This window comes from Pseudomonas sp. AM8 (genome assembly GCF_036346475.1).
Taxonomy (GTDB): Bacteria; Pseudomonadota; Gammaproteobacteria; order Pseudomonadales; family Pseudomonadaceae; genus Aquipseudomonas; species Aquipseudomonas marginalis.
The window spans coordinates 858,501-876,820 of record NZ_JAOTNX010000002.1 but is presented as its reverse complement, the minus strand read 5'-3'; the positions used below and the strand labels follow the sequence as shown (position 1 = coordinate 876,820).

General features: G+C 63.9%; 16 protein-coding genes. 15 read left to right on the top strand and 1 reads right to left on the bottom strand.

What is annotated here, in order from left to right:
• Nucleotides 1-90: 90 nt before the first annotated feature.
• Nucleotides 91-2,841 (bottom strand): beta-glucosidase, encoded by a 2,751-nt coding sequence (locus V3W40_RS09090; RefSeq protein ID WP_065948033.1) that lies wholly within the window; start codon nt 2,839-2,841, stop codon nt 91-93.
• A gap of 507 nt (nt 2,842-3,348) precedes the next feature.
• On the opposite strand from V3W40_RS09090, the gene V3W40_RS09085 reads away from it, so the two are divergent.
• The 15 genes from V3W40_RS09085 to V3W40_RS09015 all read left to right on the top strand — a co-directional run bounded on the left by V3W40_RS09085 (nt 3,349) and on the right by V3W40_RS09015 (nt 18,319).
• Nucleotides 3,349-3,576, top strand: a complete 228-nt coding sequence (locus V3W40_RS09085; protein WP_065927288.1) for a hypothetical protein — start codon at nt 3,349-3,351, stop codon at nt 3,574-3,576.
• A gap of 128 nt (nt 3,577-3,704) precedes the next feature.
• Entirely contained in the window at nt 3,705-5,435 is a 1,731-nt protein-coding gene (gspE, locus tag V3W40_RS09080) for a type II secretion system ATPase GspE (RefSeq protein ID WP_330214885.1), read from the top strand.
• Nucleotides 5,432-6,634 carry a type II secretion system inner membrane protein GspF gene (gene gspF, locus V3W40_RS09075; RefSeq protein WP_027607414.1) on the top strand — a complete coding sequence of 401 codons (1,203 nt, stop codon included), beginning with the start codon at nt 5,432-5,434 and terminating at the stop codon, nt 6,632-6,634. The genes gspE and gspF overlap by 4 nt, the downstream gene beginning before the upstream one ends.
• 20 nt (nt 6,635-6,654) lie before the next feature.
• Nucleotides 6,655-7,080 carry a type II secretion system major pseudopilin GspG gene (gene gspG / locus V3W40_RS09070; RefSeq protein ID WP_027607415.1) on the top strand — a complete coding sequence of 142 codons (426 nt, stop codon included), beginning with the start codon at nt 6,655-6,657 and terminating at the stop codon, nt 7,078-7,080.
• A gap of 9 nt (nt 7,081-7,089) precedes the next feature.
• Complete coding sequence (locus V3W40_RS09065; RefSeq protein WP_027607416.1) at nt 7,090-7,521, top strand: type II secretion system protein; 432 nt, start codon at nt 7,090-7,092, stop codon at nt 7,519-7,521.
• The gene (locus V3W40_RS09060; protein WP_092485894.1) at nt 7,518-7,886 is read left to right on the top strand and encodes a type II secretion system protein; all 369 of its coding nucleotides are present in this window, start codon (nt 7,518-7,520) and stop codon (nt 7,884-7,886) included. Before V3W40_RS09065 ends, V3W40_RS09060 begins: the two co-directional genes overlap by 4 nt.
• Nucleotides 7,883-8,512 carry a prepilin-type N-terminal cleavage/methylation domain-containing protein gene (locus V3W40_RS09055; RefSeq protein ID WP_281114079.1) on the top strand — a complete coding sequence of 210 codons (630 nt, stop codon included), beginning with the start codon at nt 7,883-7,885 and terminating at the stop codon, nt 8,510-8,512. Before V3W40_RS09060 ends, V3W40_RS09055 begins: the two co-directional genes overlap by 4 nt.
• Nucleotides 8,509-9,234: a general secretion pathway protein GspK gene (locus tag V3W40_RS09050; protein ID WP_065927292.1), complete on the top strand. Its 726-nt coding sequence runs from the start codon at nt 8,509-8,511 to the stop codon at nt 9,232-9,234. The genes V3W40_RS09055 and V3W40_RS09050 overlap by 4 nt, the downstream gene beginning before the upstream one ends.
• A complete protein-coding gene (locus V3W40_RS09045; RefSeq protein ID WP_330214884.1) occupies nt 9,231-10,274 on the top strand; it encodes a type II secretion system protein GspL in 1,044 nt (347 codons plus the stop codon). The genes V3W40_RS09050 and V3W40_RS09045 overlap by 4 nt, the downstream gene beginning before the upstream one ends.
• Nucleotides 10,249-10,860 carry a type II secretion system protein GspM gene (gene gspM / locus V3W40_RS09040; RefSeq protein ID WP_065940309.1) on the top strand — a complete coding sequence of 204 codons (612 nt, stop codon included), beginning with the start codon at nt 10,249-10,251 and terminating at the stop codon, nt 10,858-10,860. The genes V3W40_RS09045 and gspM overlap by 26 nt, the downstream gene beginning before the upstream one ends.
• Nucleotides 10,857-11,381, top strand: a complete 525-nt coding sequence (locus V3W40_RS09035; protein WP_330214883.1) for a hypothetical protein — start codon at nt 10,857-10,859, stop codon at nt 11,379-11,381. Before gspM ends, V3W40_RS09035 begins: the two co-directional genes overlap by 4 nt.
• Nucleotides 11,378-13,600, top strand: coding sequence for a type II secretion system secretin GspD (gspD, locus tag V3W40_RS09030; protein WP_330214882.1), 2,223 nt, complete (start codon nt 11,378-11,380; stop codon nt 13,598-13,600). The genes V3W40_RS09035 and gspD overlap by 4 nt, the downstream gene beginning before the upstream one ends.
• A gap of 578 nt (nt 13,601-14,178) precedes the next feature.
• Nucleotides 14,179-16,572, top strand: a complete 2,394-nt coding sequence (locus tag V3W40_RS09025) for a TonB-dependent receptor plug domain-containing protein (protein WP_330214881.1) — start codon at nt 14,179-14,181, stop codon at nt 16,570-16,572.
• A gap of 15 nt (nt 16,573-16,587) precedes the next feature.
• Complete coding sequence (locus V3W40_RS09020; RefSeq protein WP_065927297.1) at nt 16,588-17,553, top strand: amino acid ABC transporter permease; 966 nt, start codon at nt 16,588-16,590, stop codon at nt 17,551-17,553.
• Nucleotides 17,546-18,319: an amino acid ABC transporter ATP-binding protein gene (locus V3W40_RS09015; RefSeq protein WP_090406292.1), complete on the top strand. Its 774-nt coding sequence runs from the start codon at nt 17,546-17,548 to the stop codon at nt 18,317-18,319. Before V3W40_RS09020 ends, V3W40_RS09015 begins: the two co-directional genes overlap by 8 nt.
• The last annotated feature ends 1 nt before the right edge of the window (nt 18,320 follow it).

The following is an 18,320-nucleotide window of genomic DNA, read 5'->3' as shown; positions in this document are numbered from 1 at the left end:
GCGGCTCGCTTCGCATCGTGGTTAGCGTTGGCTGCTACACAGTTGTGTAGATACCCATGCTCATCGGGGGCAAGCCCCCTCCCACAGGGATCAGTTGCCGGTAGCACTGCCCTGGCTGCTGTCATCGCTCATGTCATAGCCATCACCGTCGCTGGTGCCGCTGTCACCTTCATTTTGATGCAGCACACCGCCGGTCTTCACCGTCGATTCACGCAGCGTCGAGTTGAGCGCCGAGCGCGGCAGCGGGTTGCTGGTGGTGGTCGACAGTTCCTGGCGGAACGGGTTGACCAGCTTGGCGTTCAGGCGAATATCCTGGGACGACGCGCCCACCGACAGGTTGAAGCTGTCGGCATCCACCACCCATTGCTTGCTCGCTACGTCGTAGTAGGCCAGCGAGCGATCGTTGAGCTCGATGGTCACGCGCTTGCTCTCGCCCGGCTTGAGGAACACCTTCTTGTAGCCCTTGAGTTCCTTGATCGCGCGTTCGACTTTCGGGTTGTTCTGGCCCACGTACAACTCGGCCACTTCGGCGCCCGCGACCTTGCCGGTGTTGGCCAGGTCGAACGACACCTTGATCGGCGCACCGGCCACCGCCACCCCAGGGGTCACGCTGATGTTGCTGTAGCCGAAGGTGGTGTACGACAAGCCATAGCCGAACGGGTAGAGCGGCTTGATGCCCTTTTTCTCGTAGCCGCGATAGCCCAGGAACAGGTCGTCCTTGTAGCTCATCTCGGCCAGGGTTTCCTGGTTGTCGAACGTGGGGAAGGTCGCGTAGATCGGGTTGTCTTCGATGTTGCGCTCGATGCTGATCGGCAGCTTGGCCGACGGGTTGACCTTGCCCAGCAGGATCTCCGCCAAGGCCTGGCCGCCGTTCTGTCCAGGGTAGAACGCATGCAGCGCGGCCGGTACCTGGTCGATCCAGTCGCTCATCTTCAGGCCGGTACCGCCGTGCAGGGTGACCACGGTATTCGGGTTGACCTTGGCGATGCTCTGGATCAGCAGGTTCTGGTATTCGGGCAGGTCGAAGCTGTGGTCGAAGCCTTCGCCTTCGTACTCATTGCTGTTACCGGCCGCGACCAGTACCGCGTCGTACTTGGCCAGGTCCTGCGGTGCCACAAGCGACGCCCAGCTCATCTGCACACCGACGAGGCCGCCCATGGTCGACAGGTAGCCGTTGCGGCGTGAATATTCCAGCTTGATGTCGACCGGTTTGCCGGCTTCCAGGTTGACCTTGGCAAACACCGGGATGGTCGGCGGAATGCTGTTGTTCGGCAGCGGCTTGCCGTCGCCGTTGTCGAGGACTTTCTTGCCGTTGACGTAGAGGCGCACGGCGCCGTCGGCACGCACCTTGAACACCTGCTCGCCGCTGACCGTCGGGGTGATCTGGCCGCTGTAGCGAATCGAGGTGGCGGCGGTATCGCCGTTCACCGGCAGGCTGTCGGTGGACCAGTCCAGGTCGACATGGGTGTCGGTGCGGCTGGCGGCCGGGTCACCGGACCAGTTGGTGTTGCTGAAGAACTCGGTCTTCAAGCCTTTGACACTGTTGCCATTGCCGTCGGCATGGGTCCAGGTCGAGGTGGCCGGGTCCAGGGACAGCCCGTCGATAAACTCGACCTTGGCGCCTGGCGCCAGTTGCTGCAAGCCGCTCAGCTCACTGATGTAGTTGGCGGCCATGACGTTGGCGCTGCCGAAACCGGTAGGCGGCGCGTACTTGGCCAGGGTGCCGACCACGGCGATGCGCTTGACCTTCCTGGCGTCCAGCGGCAGCAGGCTGTTCTGGTTTTTCAGCAGCACGATGCCTTCGCGGGCGGCGTTCAGGGCCACGCGGTTGCTGGTGGCGCTGTTCATGTTGTGGCTGGTCAGCGGCGCCTTGCTGTCGAACTTGTACAGGTAGATCTGCTTGAGGATGCGGCGCACCTTGTCATCGATGGTCGCGCTGCTCAGCTCGCCGCTGTCCAGATACGGCTTGAGGATGGTGCTGTTCATCTGGTAGCCCATCATGTCCAGGTCGGTACCCGCCTGGGCCGCCGGCAAACCGTCGACCACCGCGTTGTAGTCGCTCTGCACGAAGCCCGGGTAGCCCCATTCGGTCTTGAGGATGTCACGCATCAGGTGCTTGTTCTGGCACGCGAACTCGCCGTTCACCTTCTGGAACGCACACATCATCATCGCGACCTTGCTGTTCTTCGAGGCGGACTCGAACGGCGGCAGGGTCATCTCGCGCAGCACGCGTTCGCTGATGATTTCATTGAGGTGGAAGCGGTTGCTTTCCTGGTCGTTGGCGGCGAAATGCTTGGCATTGGCCCACACGCCACGGGACTGAATGCCGTTGATCACTGCCGGCGCCAGGCTGGCGCCGAGGAACGGGTCTTCACCGGACAGGTACTCGAACGCCCGGCCGCTGTACGGCATGCGGTACAGATTCACACCAGGGCCGGTGACGAACTGATAGCCGCCGCTGGCGGTGTCATAGCCCAGGGCACGGCCCAGGTCGATGGCGCGCCGCGGGTTCCAGCTGGCGGCCAGGTTCGGCCCCGACGGGTAGACCACGCCCTGGGCGTTGCCTTCGCTGGTGTAGCGCACGCCCACACCGCCATCGGCGCCGTGGATCTGCGGGATACCGTACTGGGTCAGTGGCTTGACGTCCCAGCCGCCGGTGCCGCCGATGTAGGCGAGTTTTTCTTCCAGGGTCATCTTTGCCAGGGTCTTGTCCGCGGCTTTTTCCGCGCGGCTTACCCGACCTTCATCCAGGGCAGGACTGGTGGCCGCATGCACCTGGGACACGGCCAGTGCCAGCAGGGCGAAAGCCGACTGTGCACCGATCATTTTGCGTTTATTCATGGGTCTCTCCGACAACAGTTCAGTAAACAGGGCGCGCCGAGAAGTGCGTGTTGCACTGCACCTCGTCACTTTTTTCTGGGCAATAGTTGCCCGTGATCGCAATTTTTAACCGATGGCTAATTGCAACTATTTGGCGAATTTCGCAGTTTTATAAGTGTAATAATTGTATTAGTTATTGTTGTGGATAGTGTCTAAGCGATATCACGAGATGGCATTTTGAACCGCAAAAACCGCATAATTAAGGCAATTCTTGCGGTTATAAGTCAAACGAAAGCTAATTTTTGCGTGAAATAAGAAATATTTTCTTACCTTTCGGAACTAAGGCTAAACCTACCAGTCGATTGGTTTAAGAAAATTTATCGAGTCGTGGCTAACTAGTGGCATAGCTCGGTAGTTTCAAAGTGCCATGTTTACACAAGCTGTCATACACAACGCTTTGGTGTAGGGTCTTGATCGAGTTCAAGGCGCCACTTGGGCTATCTGCTGTTTTTGATCTGGAGAAAGTTGATGAAGATTTCCCTGTTGGGTGCCGGTGTTGTATTGGGCGTTGCGCTAAGTGGCGCGGCGATGGCGGCCGAGTCCACGGACGCCGATGCGAAATCCGGCGCCGCCGATTCCACGGTGTTGACCCAGGCCCACGATGCCAAGGCCGTCAAAAAACAGAAAGCTGAAACCACCAAGGGTGGGCGGCCGCTGAGCCAATCTGCTACCTCTAAAACAGCACCAACCAAGTAAGCCTGACCCCCTGTAGGAGCGAGCTAGCTCGCGAAAGTATTCCAAGCGCATCGCGGCGTCGGATGTACCTTTTTCGCGAGCAAGCTCGCTCCTACAGGGGGCTCATATAGCCCCTCAGATTTTTACCCATGCCCAGCCCTTCAACGCCCATCGATGCCTGCCAACTGCACATCCCGCACACCGAACAGGTCTGCGCGTGGCTGATGCAACATGCCGGCTTGAAAACCGTTGACCTGGAGCGCGCCCGACGCTTGTCCCAGGAGGGCGGTGACACCGAATTACTAGGCCTGCTCACGCGCCTGGGGCTGGTTTCCGAAGTGGAGCTGGCCCGTGCCTGGGCCGACCTGCTCGGCGCACCGCTGCTGCTGGCCGATGCTGCGCCGCCGCTGTTGGACCCATTGCCGGTATTGACCGAGCGTTTCATGCGCCACTACCAGGTGGTGCCCGTGGGCTGGAGCCGGGGCGGCCTGCGGGTGCTGGCGGCCAACCCGTCGCTGGTCTACCCGTTCCAGGCCATGGCCTATGCCTGTGGCGTGCCGGTGTGGCTGGCCGTGGGGCCGCGCAACGAAGTCGAAACCCTGATCGAGCGCTACTACGGCCAGGGTCGTTCGGCGATGGGCACCCTGATCGAAAACCTCGACGAGCAGGGCGGTGCCCTGGAAGACATCGAGCACCTCAAGGACATGGCCTCCGAAGCGCCGGTGATTCGCCTGGTCAACCTGATCCTGCAGCGCGCGGTGGAACATCGCGCCTCGGACATTCATATCGAACCCTTCGAAAACCAGCTCAAGGTGCGCTACCGCATCGACGGCGTGCTGCACGACGCCGAGGCGCCGCCGTCCAGCTCTTCAGCGGCGGTCATTTCGCGGGTGAAGATCATGGCGCGCCTGGACATTGCCGAGCGGCGCCTGCCCCAGGACGGGCGCATCATGCTGCGCATCCAGGGCAAGGAGCTGGACTTGCGGGTGTCCACGGTGCCCACCAGTTTTGGCGAGTCGGTGGTCATGCGGTTGCTCGACCGCCAGACCGTGCAGTTCGATTTCCAGAGCCTGGGCTTTGATGGCCAGCGCCTGGAAACCTTCCTCGAAGTGCTCGAGCGGCCCCACGGCATCCTGCTCGTCACCGGGCCCACCGGCTCGGGCAAGACCACCACGCTGTACACCGCGCTGTCGCGGCTCAATACCGCCGAGCGCAAGATCATCACCGTCGAAGACCCGGTGGAATACCAGCTTGAGGGCATCAACCAGATCCAGGTGAAACCGGCCATCGGCCTGGACTTCGCCGGTGCGCTGCGCTCCATCGTGCGCCAGGATCCGGACGTGATCATGATCGGTGAAATCCGCGACCTGGAAACCTGCCGTATCGCCATCCAGTCGTCCCTCACCGGCCACCTGGTGCTCTCGACCCTGCACACCAACAGCGCGGCGGCGAGTATCACGCGCTTGCTGGACATGGGTGTCGAAAGCTACCTGATTGCCTCGACCGTCAACGGCATCCTTGCCCAGCGCCTGGTGCGGCGCCTGGACCCGGCCACCCGCGAAGCCTTCGAAGCACCGGCGGAATTGATCGCCGAACACGGCCTCGACCGGTTTACCGAGCAGCGCCCGATCATGCTTTATCGCCCCCGCGCCGATGCGCCGGGCGGTGGCTACCACGGCCGCAGTGCGATCACCGAACTGCTGGTGATGAACGACGAACTGCGCAGCCTGTTGATGCGCCAGGCCGACGCCGCCACCCTCGAACAGGCCGCCCGCCGTGGCGGCCTGCGCACCTTGCATGAAGAAGGCCTGCGCCAGGCCGTGGCCGGTGTCACCTCACTTGAAGAAGTGCTGCGCGTCACCCGGGGAGAGGGCGCATGAGCCTGTTCAAATACCGCGCCCTCGACAGCCAGGGCCAGGCGCAAAACGGCACCCTCGAAGCCAAGGACCAGGATGCCGCCGTCGCCGCGCTGCACAAGCGCGGTTTGCTGCTGTTGCAGATCGAGGTGGCGGGCGCCCAGGGCCTGCGCAAGGCCTTTGGCCGGGGCCAGTTGAACGGCGCGGCGCTGGTCAGTTTCACTCAACAATTGGCCACGCTATTGGGCGCCGGCCAGCCGCTGGAACGCTCCCTGGGCATCCTGCTCAAGCAGCCCGGCCAGCCCCAGACCCGCGCGCTGATCGAGCGCATCCGCGAACAGGTCAAGGCCGGCCAGCCGTTATCCAAGGCGCTGGAGGCGGAGGGCAGCCAGTTTTCGCCGCTGTACCTGAGCATGGTCCGCGCCGGCGAGGCGGGCGGCGCCCTCGAAGACACCCTGCGCCAGCTCAGCGATTACCTGGAGCGCAGCCAGTTACTCCGGGGCGAAGTGATCAACGCGCTGATCTACCCGGCGTTTCTGGTGGTCGGCGTGCTCGGTTCGCTGGCGTTGCTGCTGGCCTATGTGGTGCCGCAGTTCGTGCCGATCTTCAAGGACCTGGGCGTGCCGATTCCGCTGATCACCGAGGTGATCCTGGGCCTCGGCCAATTCCTCGGGGCCTACGGCCTGGCGGTGCTGGCCGGGTTGATTGTCGGCGCATGGGCTCTGGCCGCGCGCCTGCGCGATCCCCAGCGCCGCGAACGCTATGACCGCCGCGTGCTGGGCATCCGCATCATCGGCCCGTTGCTGCAACGGGTCGAAGCCGCCCGTTTGGCCCGCACCCTCGGCACCCTGCTGAGCAACGGTGTGGCGCTGCTGCAAGCGCTGGTGATTGCCCGCCAGGTCTGCACCAACCGCGCCCTGCAAGCCCAGGTCGCCCAGGCCGCCGAGTCGGTCAAGGGCGGCGGCACCCTGGCCAGCGCCTTCGGCAGCGAGCCGTTGCTGCCCGACCTGGCGTTGCAAATGATTGAAGTCGGCGAACAGGCCGGCGAACTCGACAGCATGCTGCTCAAAGTCGCCGAGGTGTTCGACGTCGAGGCCAAACGCGGCATCGACCGCCTGCTCGCCGCGCTGGTGCCGTCCCTGACCGTGGTCATGGCGGTGCTGGTGGCGGTGATCATGCTGGCGATCATGCTGCCGCTGATGAGCCTGACCAGCAATATATGAACCCTTAAGGAAACACGCTGATGCGCCATACCCGATTCAAGCCCGCCCGCCGCCAGGGCGGTTTTACCTTGCTGGAAATGCTCGCCGTGATCGTGCTGCTGGGCATTGTCGCGACCATCGTGGTACGCCAGGTCGGCGGCAATGTGGACAAGGGCAAATACGGCGCGGGCAAGGCCCAGTTGGCCAGCCTGAGCATGAAGATCGAAAGCTACGGCCTGGACGTCGGCTCGCCGCCCAAGAGCCTGCAGCAACTGGTCGACAAGCCGGGCAACAGCGCCGGTTGGGCCGGCCCGTATGCCAAGCCGTCGGACCTCAAGGACCCGTTCGGCCATGCCTTCGGCTATCGCTTCCCCGGTGAGCACGGTGCGTTCGACCTGATTTTCTACGGTCAGGACGGCCAGCCCGGCGGCGAAGGCTACAGCGCCGACCTGGGCAACTGGGAATAACCCACGACCATGGCCAACGCCCAACGCGGCTTTACCCTGCTGGAAATGCTGGTGGTGATCGTCTTGATCAGCATCGCGGCCGGGCTGGTGGGGTTTGGCCTGCAACAAGGCCTGCGTGCGGCCAAAGAGCGCCAGGCCGTCGGGCAGGTGGTCGAGGCGTTGCGCAGCACGCGGGCGCGGGCGATTGTCAGTGGCACTACCGAAAGCACGGTGTTCGATTTGCGCAACCTCAGTGTGCAGGCGCCGGGCCGTCCGAAAAAGTATTGGCCGGCCGGGCTGCAAGTGACCCTGCACACCGCCGAGCAAGCCGGCGCGGCGGTGGATTTCTACCCCGATGGCAGCTCCACCGGCGGCCACGTGTTGCTGGCCAACGGCAGTCGGCGTTGGCGCATCGACATCGGCTGGCTGACCGGCAGCGTCGAATCCAAGGCCCTGCCATGAAGCGCCAGGCGGGTTTCACCCTGCTGGAAATGCTCGCCGCGCTGACGCTGATGGCGATCTGTAGCACGGTGCTGTTGGTCGCCTTCGGCCAGAGCGCACGTTCGTTGTTGCAGGTGGCCCACAGCGACCGCCTGACCCATGCCGCCGTGAGTGTTATGGATCAGGAAGGCATGGGCCCTTTGGCCAGCGGCACCCGCCAGGGCGAGCTTGACGGTATTGCCTGGCAATTGCGCATCGCCCAGCAGCCCAGCCGCATCGGCCAGGCCCATCTGTTTCGCCTGGACCTCACCGTCAGCGAAGGCCCGCGCCAGGCCCGTTTCAGCACCTTGAAACTGCGCGCTGCCGGCGTCGGGGCCGGCTTGTGAAGGCGCGTCAGCAGGGCTTTACCTTGCTTGAGATCATGATCGTACTGAGCCTGCTCGGGGTGTTGCTGACCCTGGTCGGCGGCGCGTTGCTGGGGGCCAATCGCGCCGTGCTCAAGGCCCAGCGCTACACGGTCAGCCTGGATGAAATGCGTGCCGCGCAGCAGTTTTTGCGCACCGCCATCAGCGAGGCGTTACCGCTGGATGTGACCGAGGACGACAGCCAGACCGATGGCTTTTTCGCCGGTGGTCCCCAGCGTATGCAGTTTGTCGCGACCTTGCCGGGTGTGCTCGGCGGCGGTATCCAGCGCTTCACCTTGCAGTTGGTGGGTCCTGAATCGCAGCGCGATTTGCAGGTGGCGTTCGCGCGGTTTGAGTCCCCCGCGCAAGTCAGCGTCCCGGCCTCGCGCAGTGAGCCGCAGGTGTTGTTGAAGGATGTCGAGGACCTGCAATTCAGCTATCGCGGCGTGTCGCCCAAGGGCCAGGCCACCGGCTGGATCAGTGAGTGGCCGTGGACCAAACGCCTGCCTTACGCAGTGCGGATTGACGCACGGGTGAACGGGCCGGTGCCGTGGGTGACCCAGGTGGTTGCCTTGCGCCTGAACCTGTCCGGCGGAGCGCCCGAATGATCCGCCATCAACGCGGTGTGGCCCTGCTGCTGGTGCTGTGGGTGCTGGCCTTGCTCAGCCTGTTGCTCGGCGGCCTGGCCGGCTGGGTGCAACTGGAAACACGCCAGGCCGCCTGGCACCGCCAGCACACCCAGGCGGTGCTGGCGGCCGAGGCCGGGGTGGCGCTGGCGATGCAGGCCGTGGCGGACCCGTTGCAGCGCAAGCAGTGGATTGCCGACGGGCGTGAAATCCCGCTGGTGTTCGACGATGCGCAGTTGCGCGTCAGCCTGCACAGCGAGCGCGGCAAGTTGTATTTGAACAGCGCCGAGGTGGGTGATTTTGCTCGCCTGGCCCTGGCCTGCGGTGCGACCCAGGCCCAGGCCAACCAACTCGCCAGAGCCCTGGAGGTACGGCGTAACCAGGGCCTGGCGCCGTTTCGGGTGGTGGAAGAGGTGCGCCAGCTGCCGGGCATGACCCAGGCGTTGTACAGCGAACTGGTGCCCGAGATCAGCCTGTGGAGCGGCCTGGACCGGCCCGATCCGGCATTCGCCAGTGCCTTGATGCGCCGCGCACTGAACCTGCCACATCAGAATGCGGTGGGTGCCGATCCCGGCGACGTGCTGGTGGTCAGCAGCCGCGCCCAACGCCCCGGCGGTTACCACGCCCAGGTGCAGGCCACCGTGTTATTGAGCCCCGCGCAAGGCAGCGCACAACCTTATCGAGTCTTACGTTGGCAAGAATGAACGAACAGTTGAGCGCACGGCTTCAGGCGCTGGCGCAGCCCATCACCCAGCGCTGGCGCGGCAGCCTGCTGCAACTGGGCTGGCGCCTGTGGCTCAAGGAGCTGCGTGGCTGCCTGCCGGCATGGTTGTCGTTTGCCGAGATCCCCGAGCATGTCTACGCCTGGCCGCTGACCGCGCCGGTCGAAAAGCTGCCTGGCGAAGCGCGTCAGGTGCTGGTGCTGCCGCCTGAAACGGTGTTGGTGCAAACCCTGCAATTGCCCCCGGCGGCGGCGCGCAACCTGACGACGGTGGTCGGCTATGAACTGGACCGCTTCACGCCGTTCGACGCCGCCCAGTTGTACTTTGTCGCGCGCCAGGAGCGCCGCACCCCCACGCACCTGCACGTCACGCTGGTGGCGATCCTGCGTGAGCGCCTCGACCAGATCCTCAATGACTGCGCGGTCCTCGGCTTGCAGCCCCATGCCGTGGATGTCGCCGATAGTGCAGGCAAACCCATGGGCATCGACTTGCTGCCGGCGCCGTTGCGTCCCCGTCAGCGCCCCCAGGGCAAGGGCCTGCAACGCAGCCTGCCGTGGTTGTGCGGCGCCTTGCTGATTGCGGCGATGCTGCTGTGGCTCAACGACCGCCAGCGCGTACTCGATGCCATGCAACACAGTGTGCGCGAGCAGAAAGCCCAGGTCGCCGAGATCCAGGCCCTGCGCCAGCAACTGCTCAATACCCGTGGCGCCGCCCAGTACCTGATTCGTCGCAAGGCCGTCCAACCGCCGTTGGCGGCGCTGCTCAACGAGCTGACCGCGTGCCTGCCCTCGGACACCTGGCTCGACCAGTTGGAAGTCAACGACGGCGCCGACGTGTCCTTCTCCGGGCAGAGCGCCAAGGCCAGCGCCTTGATCACCCGGATCAAGGGCTGCCACAGCTTGGAAAACGCCCAGTTCGAAGGGGTGATCCAACCCGATGCGCAAACCGGCAAGGATCAATTTTCCTTGCGCGCCCACCTGCACCAGGAGGCCGCCGATGCGCCGACCACTGACACCCCGTGAACGCCGTGGCGCGGCCCTGATCGCCCTGGCCCTGGTGCTCGGCGCCGGTTACTGGCTGTTGATCGACAGCTGGTTCGCCGGCCCCTTGCGCGCCATGGGCGAGCAGGCCGAGCAACTGCGTGAACAGCAGCAACGCTACGCCGGCGTGTTGCGCCAGGGCGACAGCCTGCGCCAACAGTTGGAACAGGCGCGGCAGGACCCGGCCAGCAGCACCAGCCTGTTGCCCGGCGACGACCCAAGCGCGGTGGCGGCGGACCTGATGCAGCGCATCGCCGACCTGATCAACAGCCGCGCCGGCCTCGGTGGCGGTTGCAGCCTGACCCAGCGCATGCCCATCACCCCGGAGCAGGACGACGCCGAGCCCTATCGCCAGGTCAAGGTCAGCCTGACCCTCAACTGCGCCATCGAGCCCTTGACCGCGATCCTGCATGAGCTGGAGTACCAGCGGCCGTTTCTGTTTGTCGATGAGATGAGCATTCGCCGCCCACCGAACGCGCCGGCCAGTGGCGGCGCCGGGCAACTGGTGGTGCACCTGTTGGTGCGCGGTTACCTGCAACCGGCCGCCGCCCGGCAGGTGCAACGATGATCCATGCATTGCGTCCCCTGGAATGGCTGTTGCTCGGTGTGGCCGGGCTGTTGGGCCTGCTGATGGTCGGCATCCTCAGCAGCATCGGCGATGCGCCGCAGTGGCTGCCGGCACCGGACCCCGATGCGCGCGCCACTACCGCCGCCCAGGTGCTGGTGGCGCCGAGCGCGACCCTCGAAAGCCTGGCCGGCACCTGGCAAGCGCCGCTGTTCAGCCCCGACCGCAGCCCCGACCGTGCGGTGGGCCAGGCCGCCGTTTCCAGCCTGTCGAGCCTGGTACTGACCGGTATCGTCCTCGACGGCGACCTGCGCGTGGCGCTGCTCAAGCGTGCCGATGGCCCGCCGCTCAAAGTCCAGCAGGGCCAGACCCTGCCCAATGGCTGGCGCCTGGAACAGCTGACGCCCCGCGATGCCCGCTTTGTACTCGACGGCCGCACGCAAACCCTGAGCCTGCGGGCCCTGCGTTTGCCGCCGCCGTCCACCACACCCCCGATTACCCTTCCTCACGAGTCCACCCCTTGATCGATACCTTCCCTGGCGCCTTGCGCACCACCGTGTTGTGCCTGGCCACCGCCGTTTCCCTCGGTGGCTGCGGCACCTTCCCCGAGCATCTCGACCCGGACGAGGCCCTGCTGCATGAGGCGATGCAGGGCACCGGTTCGCAACGCCCACCCGTGGATCCGGCCAGCGAACAGGCGCCGGTCGACAGCGGCCAACCCCAGGCGAAGACACCGCCCCAGCGCCAGTTGATACGCGGCAACCAGCAGTTCGTGCGCCAACCGGCAGCGGTCTCGGCCGCCAAGGAGGAGGGCAGCGGCGACATCGTGTTCAACTTCGCCGACCAGCCGATCGAAGCGGTGATCAACAGCGTGATGGGCGACCTGCTGCACGAGAACTACAGCATCGCCCAGGGCGTGAAGGGCAATGTCAGCTTTTCCACGTCCAAGCCGGTGAACAAACAGCAGGCCTTGTCGATTCTGGAGACCCTGTTGTCGTGGACCGACAACGCCATGATCAAACAGGGCAACCGCTATGTGATCCTGCCGGCCAACCAGGCGGTGGCGGGCAAGCTGGTGCCGGAGATGCGCGTGTCGCAGCCCTCCAGCGGTTTGTCGGCACGCCTGTTTCCGTTGCGTTATATCTCGGCCACCGAGATGCAGAAACTGCTCAAGCCGTTCGCCCGCGAGAATGCGTTCCTACTGGTGGACCCGGCGCGCAATGTGTTGAGCCTGGCCGGCACCCCCGAAGAACTGGCCAATTACCAGGACACCATCGACACCTTCGACGTGGACTGGCTCAAGGGCATGTCGGTGGGCGTGTTCGGCCTGCAACGGGCGTCGGTGGCCGAGCTGATGCCCGAGCTGCAAAAAATGTTCGGCCCCGACAGCGGCATGCCCCTGGCCGGCATGGTGCGCTTCTTGCCCATCGAGCGGACCAACTCGGTGGTGGCGATCTCGTCGCAGCCGCAGTACCTCAGTGAAGTCGGCGACTGGATCCACACCATCGACGAAGGCGGCGGCAACGAGCCGCAGATGTACGTCTACGACGTGCGCAACATGAAGGCCACCGACCTCGCCAAGTACCTGCGCCAGATCTACGGCACGGGTGCGATCAAGGACGACACCCCGGCCAAGGTCGCCCCCGGTTTGCGCACCGCGACCTTGTCCTCGCCGGGCACCAACAGCACCTCCGGCAGCACGCCCGGTGGCCTGAGCAACAACCTCAATGGCAACCCACCCGCCGCAGAGGATGAGGAGCAGGCGCCCGACGCCGAGCAGGACACCGCCGAGCAGGGCGCGAGCGAAGACGCCCCGGCCAAAAGCCTCGACGCCGGCACCCGCATCACCGCGCAAAAAAGCAGTAACCAACTGCTGGTCCGCACCCGCCCGGTGCAGTGGAAAGAAATCGAATCGGCGATCAAACGCCTCGACAACCCACCGCTGCAAGTGCAGATCGAAACGCGCATCCTCGAGGTCAAGCTCACCGGCGAACTGGACCTGGGCGTGCAGTGGTACCTCGGCCGCCTGGCAGGCAATTCCACCAGCACCACCGTGGGTAACACCGCCGGCAGCCAAGGCGCGTTGGGCGGCGGCGGGGCAGGGTTGGGCGCGACGGATTCGTTGTTCTACTCCTTCGTCAGCTCCAACCTGCAAGTGGCCCTGCACGCCCTCGAAACCAACGGTCGCACCCAGGTGCTGTCGGCGCCGTCGCTGGTGGTGATGAACAACCAACCGGCGCAGATCCAGGTGGGCGACAACATCCCGATCAGCCAGACCACGGTCAACACCGGCACCTCCGACACCACCTTGAGCAGTGTTGAATACGTGCAGACCGGGGTGATCCTCGACGTCGTGCCACGCATCAATCCGGGTGGCTTGGTGTACATGGACATTCAGCAGCAGGTCAGCGATGCCCAGGACCCGCAGGCGTCCAGCAACGACACCCAGGCCAACCCACGTATCTCCACGCGCTCGGTATCCACCCAGGTCGCGGTGCAGAGTGGGCAGACAGTGCTACTGGGCGGGTTGATCAAGCAGGACAACGCGGAGAGTGTCAGTGCGGTGCCTTACCTTGGGAAAATTCCGGGGTTGCGCTGGTTGTTTGGCAATACCAGCAAGTCCAAGGACCGCACGGAATTGATTGTGCTGATTACCCCGAGGGTGATTACCAGCAGCAGCCAGGCGCGGCAGGTGACGGATGACTATCGCCAGCAGATGCAGCTGTTGAAGCCGGCTAACTGAAATGTGGGAGGGGGCTTGCCCTAATGCCAGTCAGTTAAGGCTTTTTGTAGGAGCGAGCTTGCTCGCGAAAAACTCACAGGCGCCACGTTCATTCAGGAGGCACGCGTTATCGTTGACGTTTTTCGCGAGCAAGCTCGCTCCTACAGGAGGCGATGTACGCGAGCCCCCTCCCACAGTTTGATATCCCGATATCAGATAGATCTGGGCCTGAGATAAAGACCAACCTCAAAAAGACATTATTTATATGAATAAAAAAACTAAAAAATAATAAAATTAGAGAATATTAGCTTATACCAAAACAGCATTATATTTTCAAAACCCATTCCGTTATGTTTGATCGCAACAGCCTACCCCTGACCTCGGATGGTACCCAGCGTGATTCAGATTCTGCGCGCCATAACCGGGTGATAGCCCCGCGGCAGAATCGTTGGAAGGGAGCTCAACGTATGTTGCCGACTCAAACCCCTCGACTGCCCCACACCTAGTCCCCAATCGCCGCAACACCCCTGAAAAAAATCGAGCACCGCGCCCGCCCGCGTGACTGCCCGACTTCGCGATTTGGAATGTCTGGAGTGGCTATGAAGCAAGTCTTACAACCGACCGCCATCCTGGCGCTGGCGATTCTGGCCAACACCGCCCAGGCCCAGGACGACAGCACCCTGTCCACCGTGGTGGTCACTGGTAACCGTGGCGCCGAACAACGCACGGTCACCAGCAGCCCGGTGCCGATCGATGTGGTCAGCGCCAAGCAACTGCAGAGCACCGGCAAGCCCGGTTTGATGGAGGCGTTGAGCGCGGTGATCCCGTCGCTGACCCTGCCGGAAAAAACCGGTTGGGACGCCAGCGGCATCGCCCGTGCGCCGAACCTGCGCGGCATGAGTGCCGCCGAGGTGCTGGTGCTGGTCAATGGCAAGCGCCGCCACACCGCGGCCACCCTGAACATCAACGGCATCAACACCGGCGCCGCGCCGGCCGATCTGGATTTGATCCCCATCAGCGCCATCGACCACGTCGAAGTCCTGCGCGATGGTGCCGCCGCCCAGTACGGCTCCGATGCCATCGCCGGGGTCATCAACGTGATCCTCAAGGCCGACACCAGCGGCACCTCGGTGACCCATGTCGGCCAGGGTTACGACGGCAAGAAACAGACCGTGCAGCAAAGCCTCAACAAGGGCTTCGAGATCGGCAACGGCGGCATCGTGCAGTTGGCCCTGGACGCGCGCAGTCAGAACGACGACAACAAGGCCAGCGCCAACGGCTACACCTACGCCCAGGCCTTTGAGCAGGCCGGCCGCTCCACCTACGGCGGCTACGGCACACCGAAGACCAACCTGCTGACCCTGGGCTACAACGCCGAATTGCCGATCGACGACAGTTTCAGCCTGTATTCCTTCACCACCTATTCGCGGCGCAAGGCCGAGCAGGGCCAGAACTTCCGCCTGCCGACCATCACCAACACCATTACCACCGGGCCTAACGGTTACCCCGGCGGCTACACGCCGACCTGGTATATCGACGAGGACGACTTCCAGGCCGCATTCGGCGGTAAAGGCACCGTCGGCGAGTGGGACTGGGACCTGTCCACCACCTACGGACGCAACGCGGCGGAGCAGGGCACCACCCATAACCAGAACCCCTCCCTGGGCGAGGCCACGCCGAACAGCTTCACCTCCGGCACCTGGATTTCCACCGAGCTGACCACCAACCTCGATTTCAAGCGCGGCTTCGATATCGGCCTGCAAAAGCCGCTGGACCTGAGCTACGGTTTCGAACATCGCCGCGACACCTACGAGGTGCAGGCCGGTGACTATGAGTCCTACGCCAACGGCGGCTACTGCGTGGCACCGGGTAACTGTGCGTCGTCCGGGGCCCAGGTCACCAACGGCATCTCGCCGGATGAAGAAAGCAGCGCCTCGCGCAACAGCCTCGCCAGTTACGTCGACGTGGGCTTCAACCCGGTGCCGGACTGGTACGTGGGCACCGCGTTTCGCTACGAGCATTACAACCAGGGCGTGGGCGCTACCCGCAGCGGCAAGCTGACCACCCGCTACGACTTCACCCCGCAATTCGCCGTGCGCGCCACCGTGAGCAATGGCTTCCGTGCGCCGTCCCTGGCCAACAGCCTGTTCAGTGCGCGGTCCACCACCTATGGCGTGGTCGACGGCGTGTACCAGTCGATCAACTACGGCGTGCTGCCGGTAGGTTCAGCCGCTGCCCAGGCTCTGGGGGCGCAGGAACTGAAACCCGAGCGTTCCACCAACTTCAGCCTGGGTTTCACCCTCACCCCCACCGATCGCCTGAGCTTCACCGCCGACGCCTACGTGATCAACCTGCGCGACCGCATCACCCTCACGGGCACCTTGCTCGGCCCGGAAATCACCCAGGTGCTGCAAGGCAATGGCATCACCTCCACCTCCGGCGGCCAGTACTTCATCAACGGCGCCGACACCCGCACCAAAGGCCTGGACCTGGTCGGCAACTACAGCCAGGACCTCGGCCCCTATGGCGCGCTGAAATGGACCGCCGCGTTCAACTGGAACCAGACCAGAATCCTCAACTACAAGGAATCCACCACGATCCTGGGCACGGCCTATGACCTGATGGACCGCGAGGCACGCAACCTGATCACCGGCGTGCAGCCCAGCACCAAGCTGATCCTCGGTGGCGACTGGAGCATCGAGCGCTTCAACCTCAACCTGGCCCTGACCCGCTACGGCTCTTACAAAGAGGTCAACGTCTCTGCCGACCGCAGCCTCGACCGGGTCTACAGCGCCAAGTGGATCACCGACCTCGACCTTGGCTACAACCTCACCAAAGACCTCAACGTGGCCATCGGCGCCAAGAACCTGTTCGACGTCTACCCGAAAAAACAAGGTGTACCGAGCAGCACCATGGTCAGCAGCTACGGCACCTATTCGCCCTACGGTTTTACCGGCGGGTACTACTACACCCGCTTGACCTATGCCTTCTAGGCCGAGGAATACACCATGCCCATCGTTGCCAAATCCTATGACCTGATTGACTCGCCCGGCGCGCTGCGCCAGGCGCGAGTGTCCACACCGATCAAAGCCCTGCAGGTGGTGCCCGCGCGGCACCCCTGGCGCTGGGCCGGGTCGATCTTTGCCGCGCTGGTGCTGCTCGGCATCGGGCATTCCCTGGCCACCAACCCGCGCTGGGAGTGGGGCGTGTTCGGCCAGTGGTTCTTCTCGCCGTCGGTGCTGCGTGGCCTCGGCCAGACCCTGTTGCTGACGCTGCTGAGCACGGTGTTCAGCGCCATCCTCGGCACTGCGCTGGCGTTGGCGCGGCTGTCGGGCTCGCCGCTGCTGGCGGCCCTGGCCTGGGGCTACATCTGGTTTTTCCGCTCGATGCCGGCGCTGCTGGTGCTGATCATCCTCTACAACTTCGCCTACCTGTACGACCACATTGTCCTCGGTGTGCCGTTTACCGACCTGGTGTTCGCCGAGTGGTCGACGGTGGACGTGCTCAGCCAATTCACCGTGGCCGTACTGGGCCTGAGCCTGATGCAGGCGGCGTACGCGGCAGAGATCATTCGCGGCGGCCTGATCGGTGTGGATGCCGGCCAGCATGAAGCGGCGGCAGCCCTGGGCCTGCCGGCCTCGCGGCGCATCTTCCGGATCATCCTGCCCCAGGCGCTGCGCTCGATCCTGCCGTCGGGGTTCAATGAAATCATTGGCCTGGTCAAGGGCACCTCCATCGTCTACGTGTTGGCCTTGCCGGAGCTGTTCTACACCGTGCAGGTCATCTACAACCGCACCCAGGCGGTGATCCCGCTGCTGATCGTCGCCACCGTCTGGTACCTGATCATCACCACCGTGCTCACCAGCGCCCAGTACTACGTCGAGCGTCATTTCGCCCGGGGTACGGCCAGGGTGCTGCCGCCCACGCCATTGCAACGCGTGCGCCGCTGGCTGAAGGAGAACACCCATGAGTGAAGCCCGTGCCGGCCGTATCCAGATCCAGGGCGTGGGCAAGCGCTTTGGCAATCAACAGGTGTTGAAAGACATCGACCTGACCATCGACCCAGGCAAGGTCACGGTGATTCTCGGGCCGTCCGGCTCGGGCAAGTCCACCTTGCTGCGCACCATCAACCACCTGGAAAAGATCGACAGCGGGCACATCACCATCGACGGTGAATACGTCGGTTATCGACGCAAGGGCGACCTGCTTTACGAGCTCAAGGAACGCGAGATTCTCAAGCGCCGTATCGACGTCGGTTTTGTGTTCCAGAACTTCAACCTGTTCCCGCACCTGACCGCCTGGGAAAACGTCGCCGAGGCGCCGCTGGCGCACAAGCGCTGGAGCAAGGCCGACGCCCAGGCCAAGGCCACCGCACTGTTGGCCAAGGTTGGCCTGGCGGACAAGGTCGATGCCTACCCACGCCAGCTTTCCGGCGGCCAGCAACAGCGCGTCGCCATTGCCCGCGCACTGGCGCTGGACCCCAAGGTGCTGCTGTTCGATGAGCCCACCTCGGCCCTCGACCCGGAACTGGTGGGCGAAGTACTCGACGTGATCAAGGGCCTGACCCAACTGGGCGTGACCCTGGTGATCGTCACCCACGAAATCGGTTTTGCCCGCGAAGTGGCCGACCACGTGGTGTTCCTCTGCGACGGCGAGTTGATCGAAGAAGGCCCGCCCGAACAGATTTTCCGCCAACCCCGACATCCCCGCGCCAAAGCCTTTCTCGGCAAGGTGCTTTAGT

Excerpts from the sequence above, each read along its gene's own strand:
- V3W40_RS09025 (WP_330214881.1), top strand. The coding sequence starts at position 14,179 with ATGAAGCAAGTCTTACAACCGACCGCCATCCTGGCGCTGGCGATTCTG.
- gspE (WP_330214885.1), top strand. The coding sequence starts at position 3,705 with ATGCCCAGCCCTTCAACGCCCATCGATGCCTGCCAACTGCACATCCCG.
- V3W40_RS09090 (WP_065948033.1), bottom strand. The coding sequence starts at position 2,841 with ATGAATAAACGCAAAATGATCGGTGCACAGTCGGCTTTCGCCCTGCTG.
- V3W40_RS09020 (WP_065927297.1), top strand. The coding sequence starts at position 16,588 with ATGCCCATCGTTGCCAAATCCTATGACCTGATTGACTCGCCCGGCGCG.
- V3W40_RS09045 (WP_330214884.1), top strand. The coding sequence starts at position 9,231 with ATGAACGAACAGTTGAGCGCACGGCTTCAGGCGCTGGCGCAGCCCATC.
- gspF (WP_027607414.1), top strand. The coding sequence starts at position 5,432 with ATGAGCCTGTTCAAATACCGCGCCCTCGACAGCCAGGGCCAGGCGCAA.
- gspG (WP_027607415.1), top strand. The coding sequence starts at position 6,655 with ATGCGCCATACCCGATTCAAGCCCGCCCGCCGCCAGGGCGGTTTTACC.
- V3W40_RS09035 (WP_330214883.1), top strand. The coding sequence starts at position 10,857 with ATGATCCATGCATTGCGTCCCCTGGAATGGCTGTTGCTCGGTGTGGCC.
- V3W40_RS09015 (WP_090406292.1), top strand. The coding sequence starts at position 17,546 with ATGAGTGAAGCCCGTGCCGGCCGTATCCAGATCCAGGGCGTGGGCAAG.
- V3W40_RS09050 (WP_065927292.1), top strand. The coding sequence starts at position 8,509 with ATGATCCGCCATCAACGCGGTGTGGCCCTGCTGCTGGTGCTGTGGGTG.
- V3W40_RS09065 (WP_027607416.1), top strand. The coding sequence starts at position 7,090 with ATGGCCAACGCCCAACGCGGCTTTACCCTGCTGGAAATGCTGGTGGTG.
- gspM (WP_065940309.1), top strand. The coding sequence starts at position 10,249 with ATGCGCCGACCACTGACACCCCGTGAACGCCGTGGCGCGGCCCTGATC.
- V3W40_RS09060 (WP_092485894.1), top strand. The coding sequence starts at position 7,518 with ATGAAGCGCCAGGCGGGTTTCACCCTGCTGGAAATGCTCGCCGCGCTG.
- V3W40_RS09085 (WP_065927288.1), top strand. The coding sequence starts at position 3,349 with ATGAAGATTTCCCTGTTGGGTGCCGGTGTTGTATTGGGCGTTGCGCTA.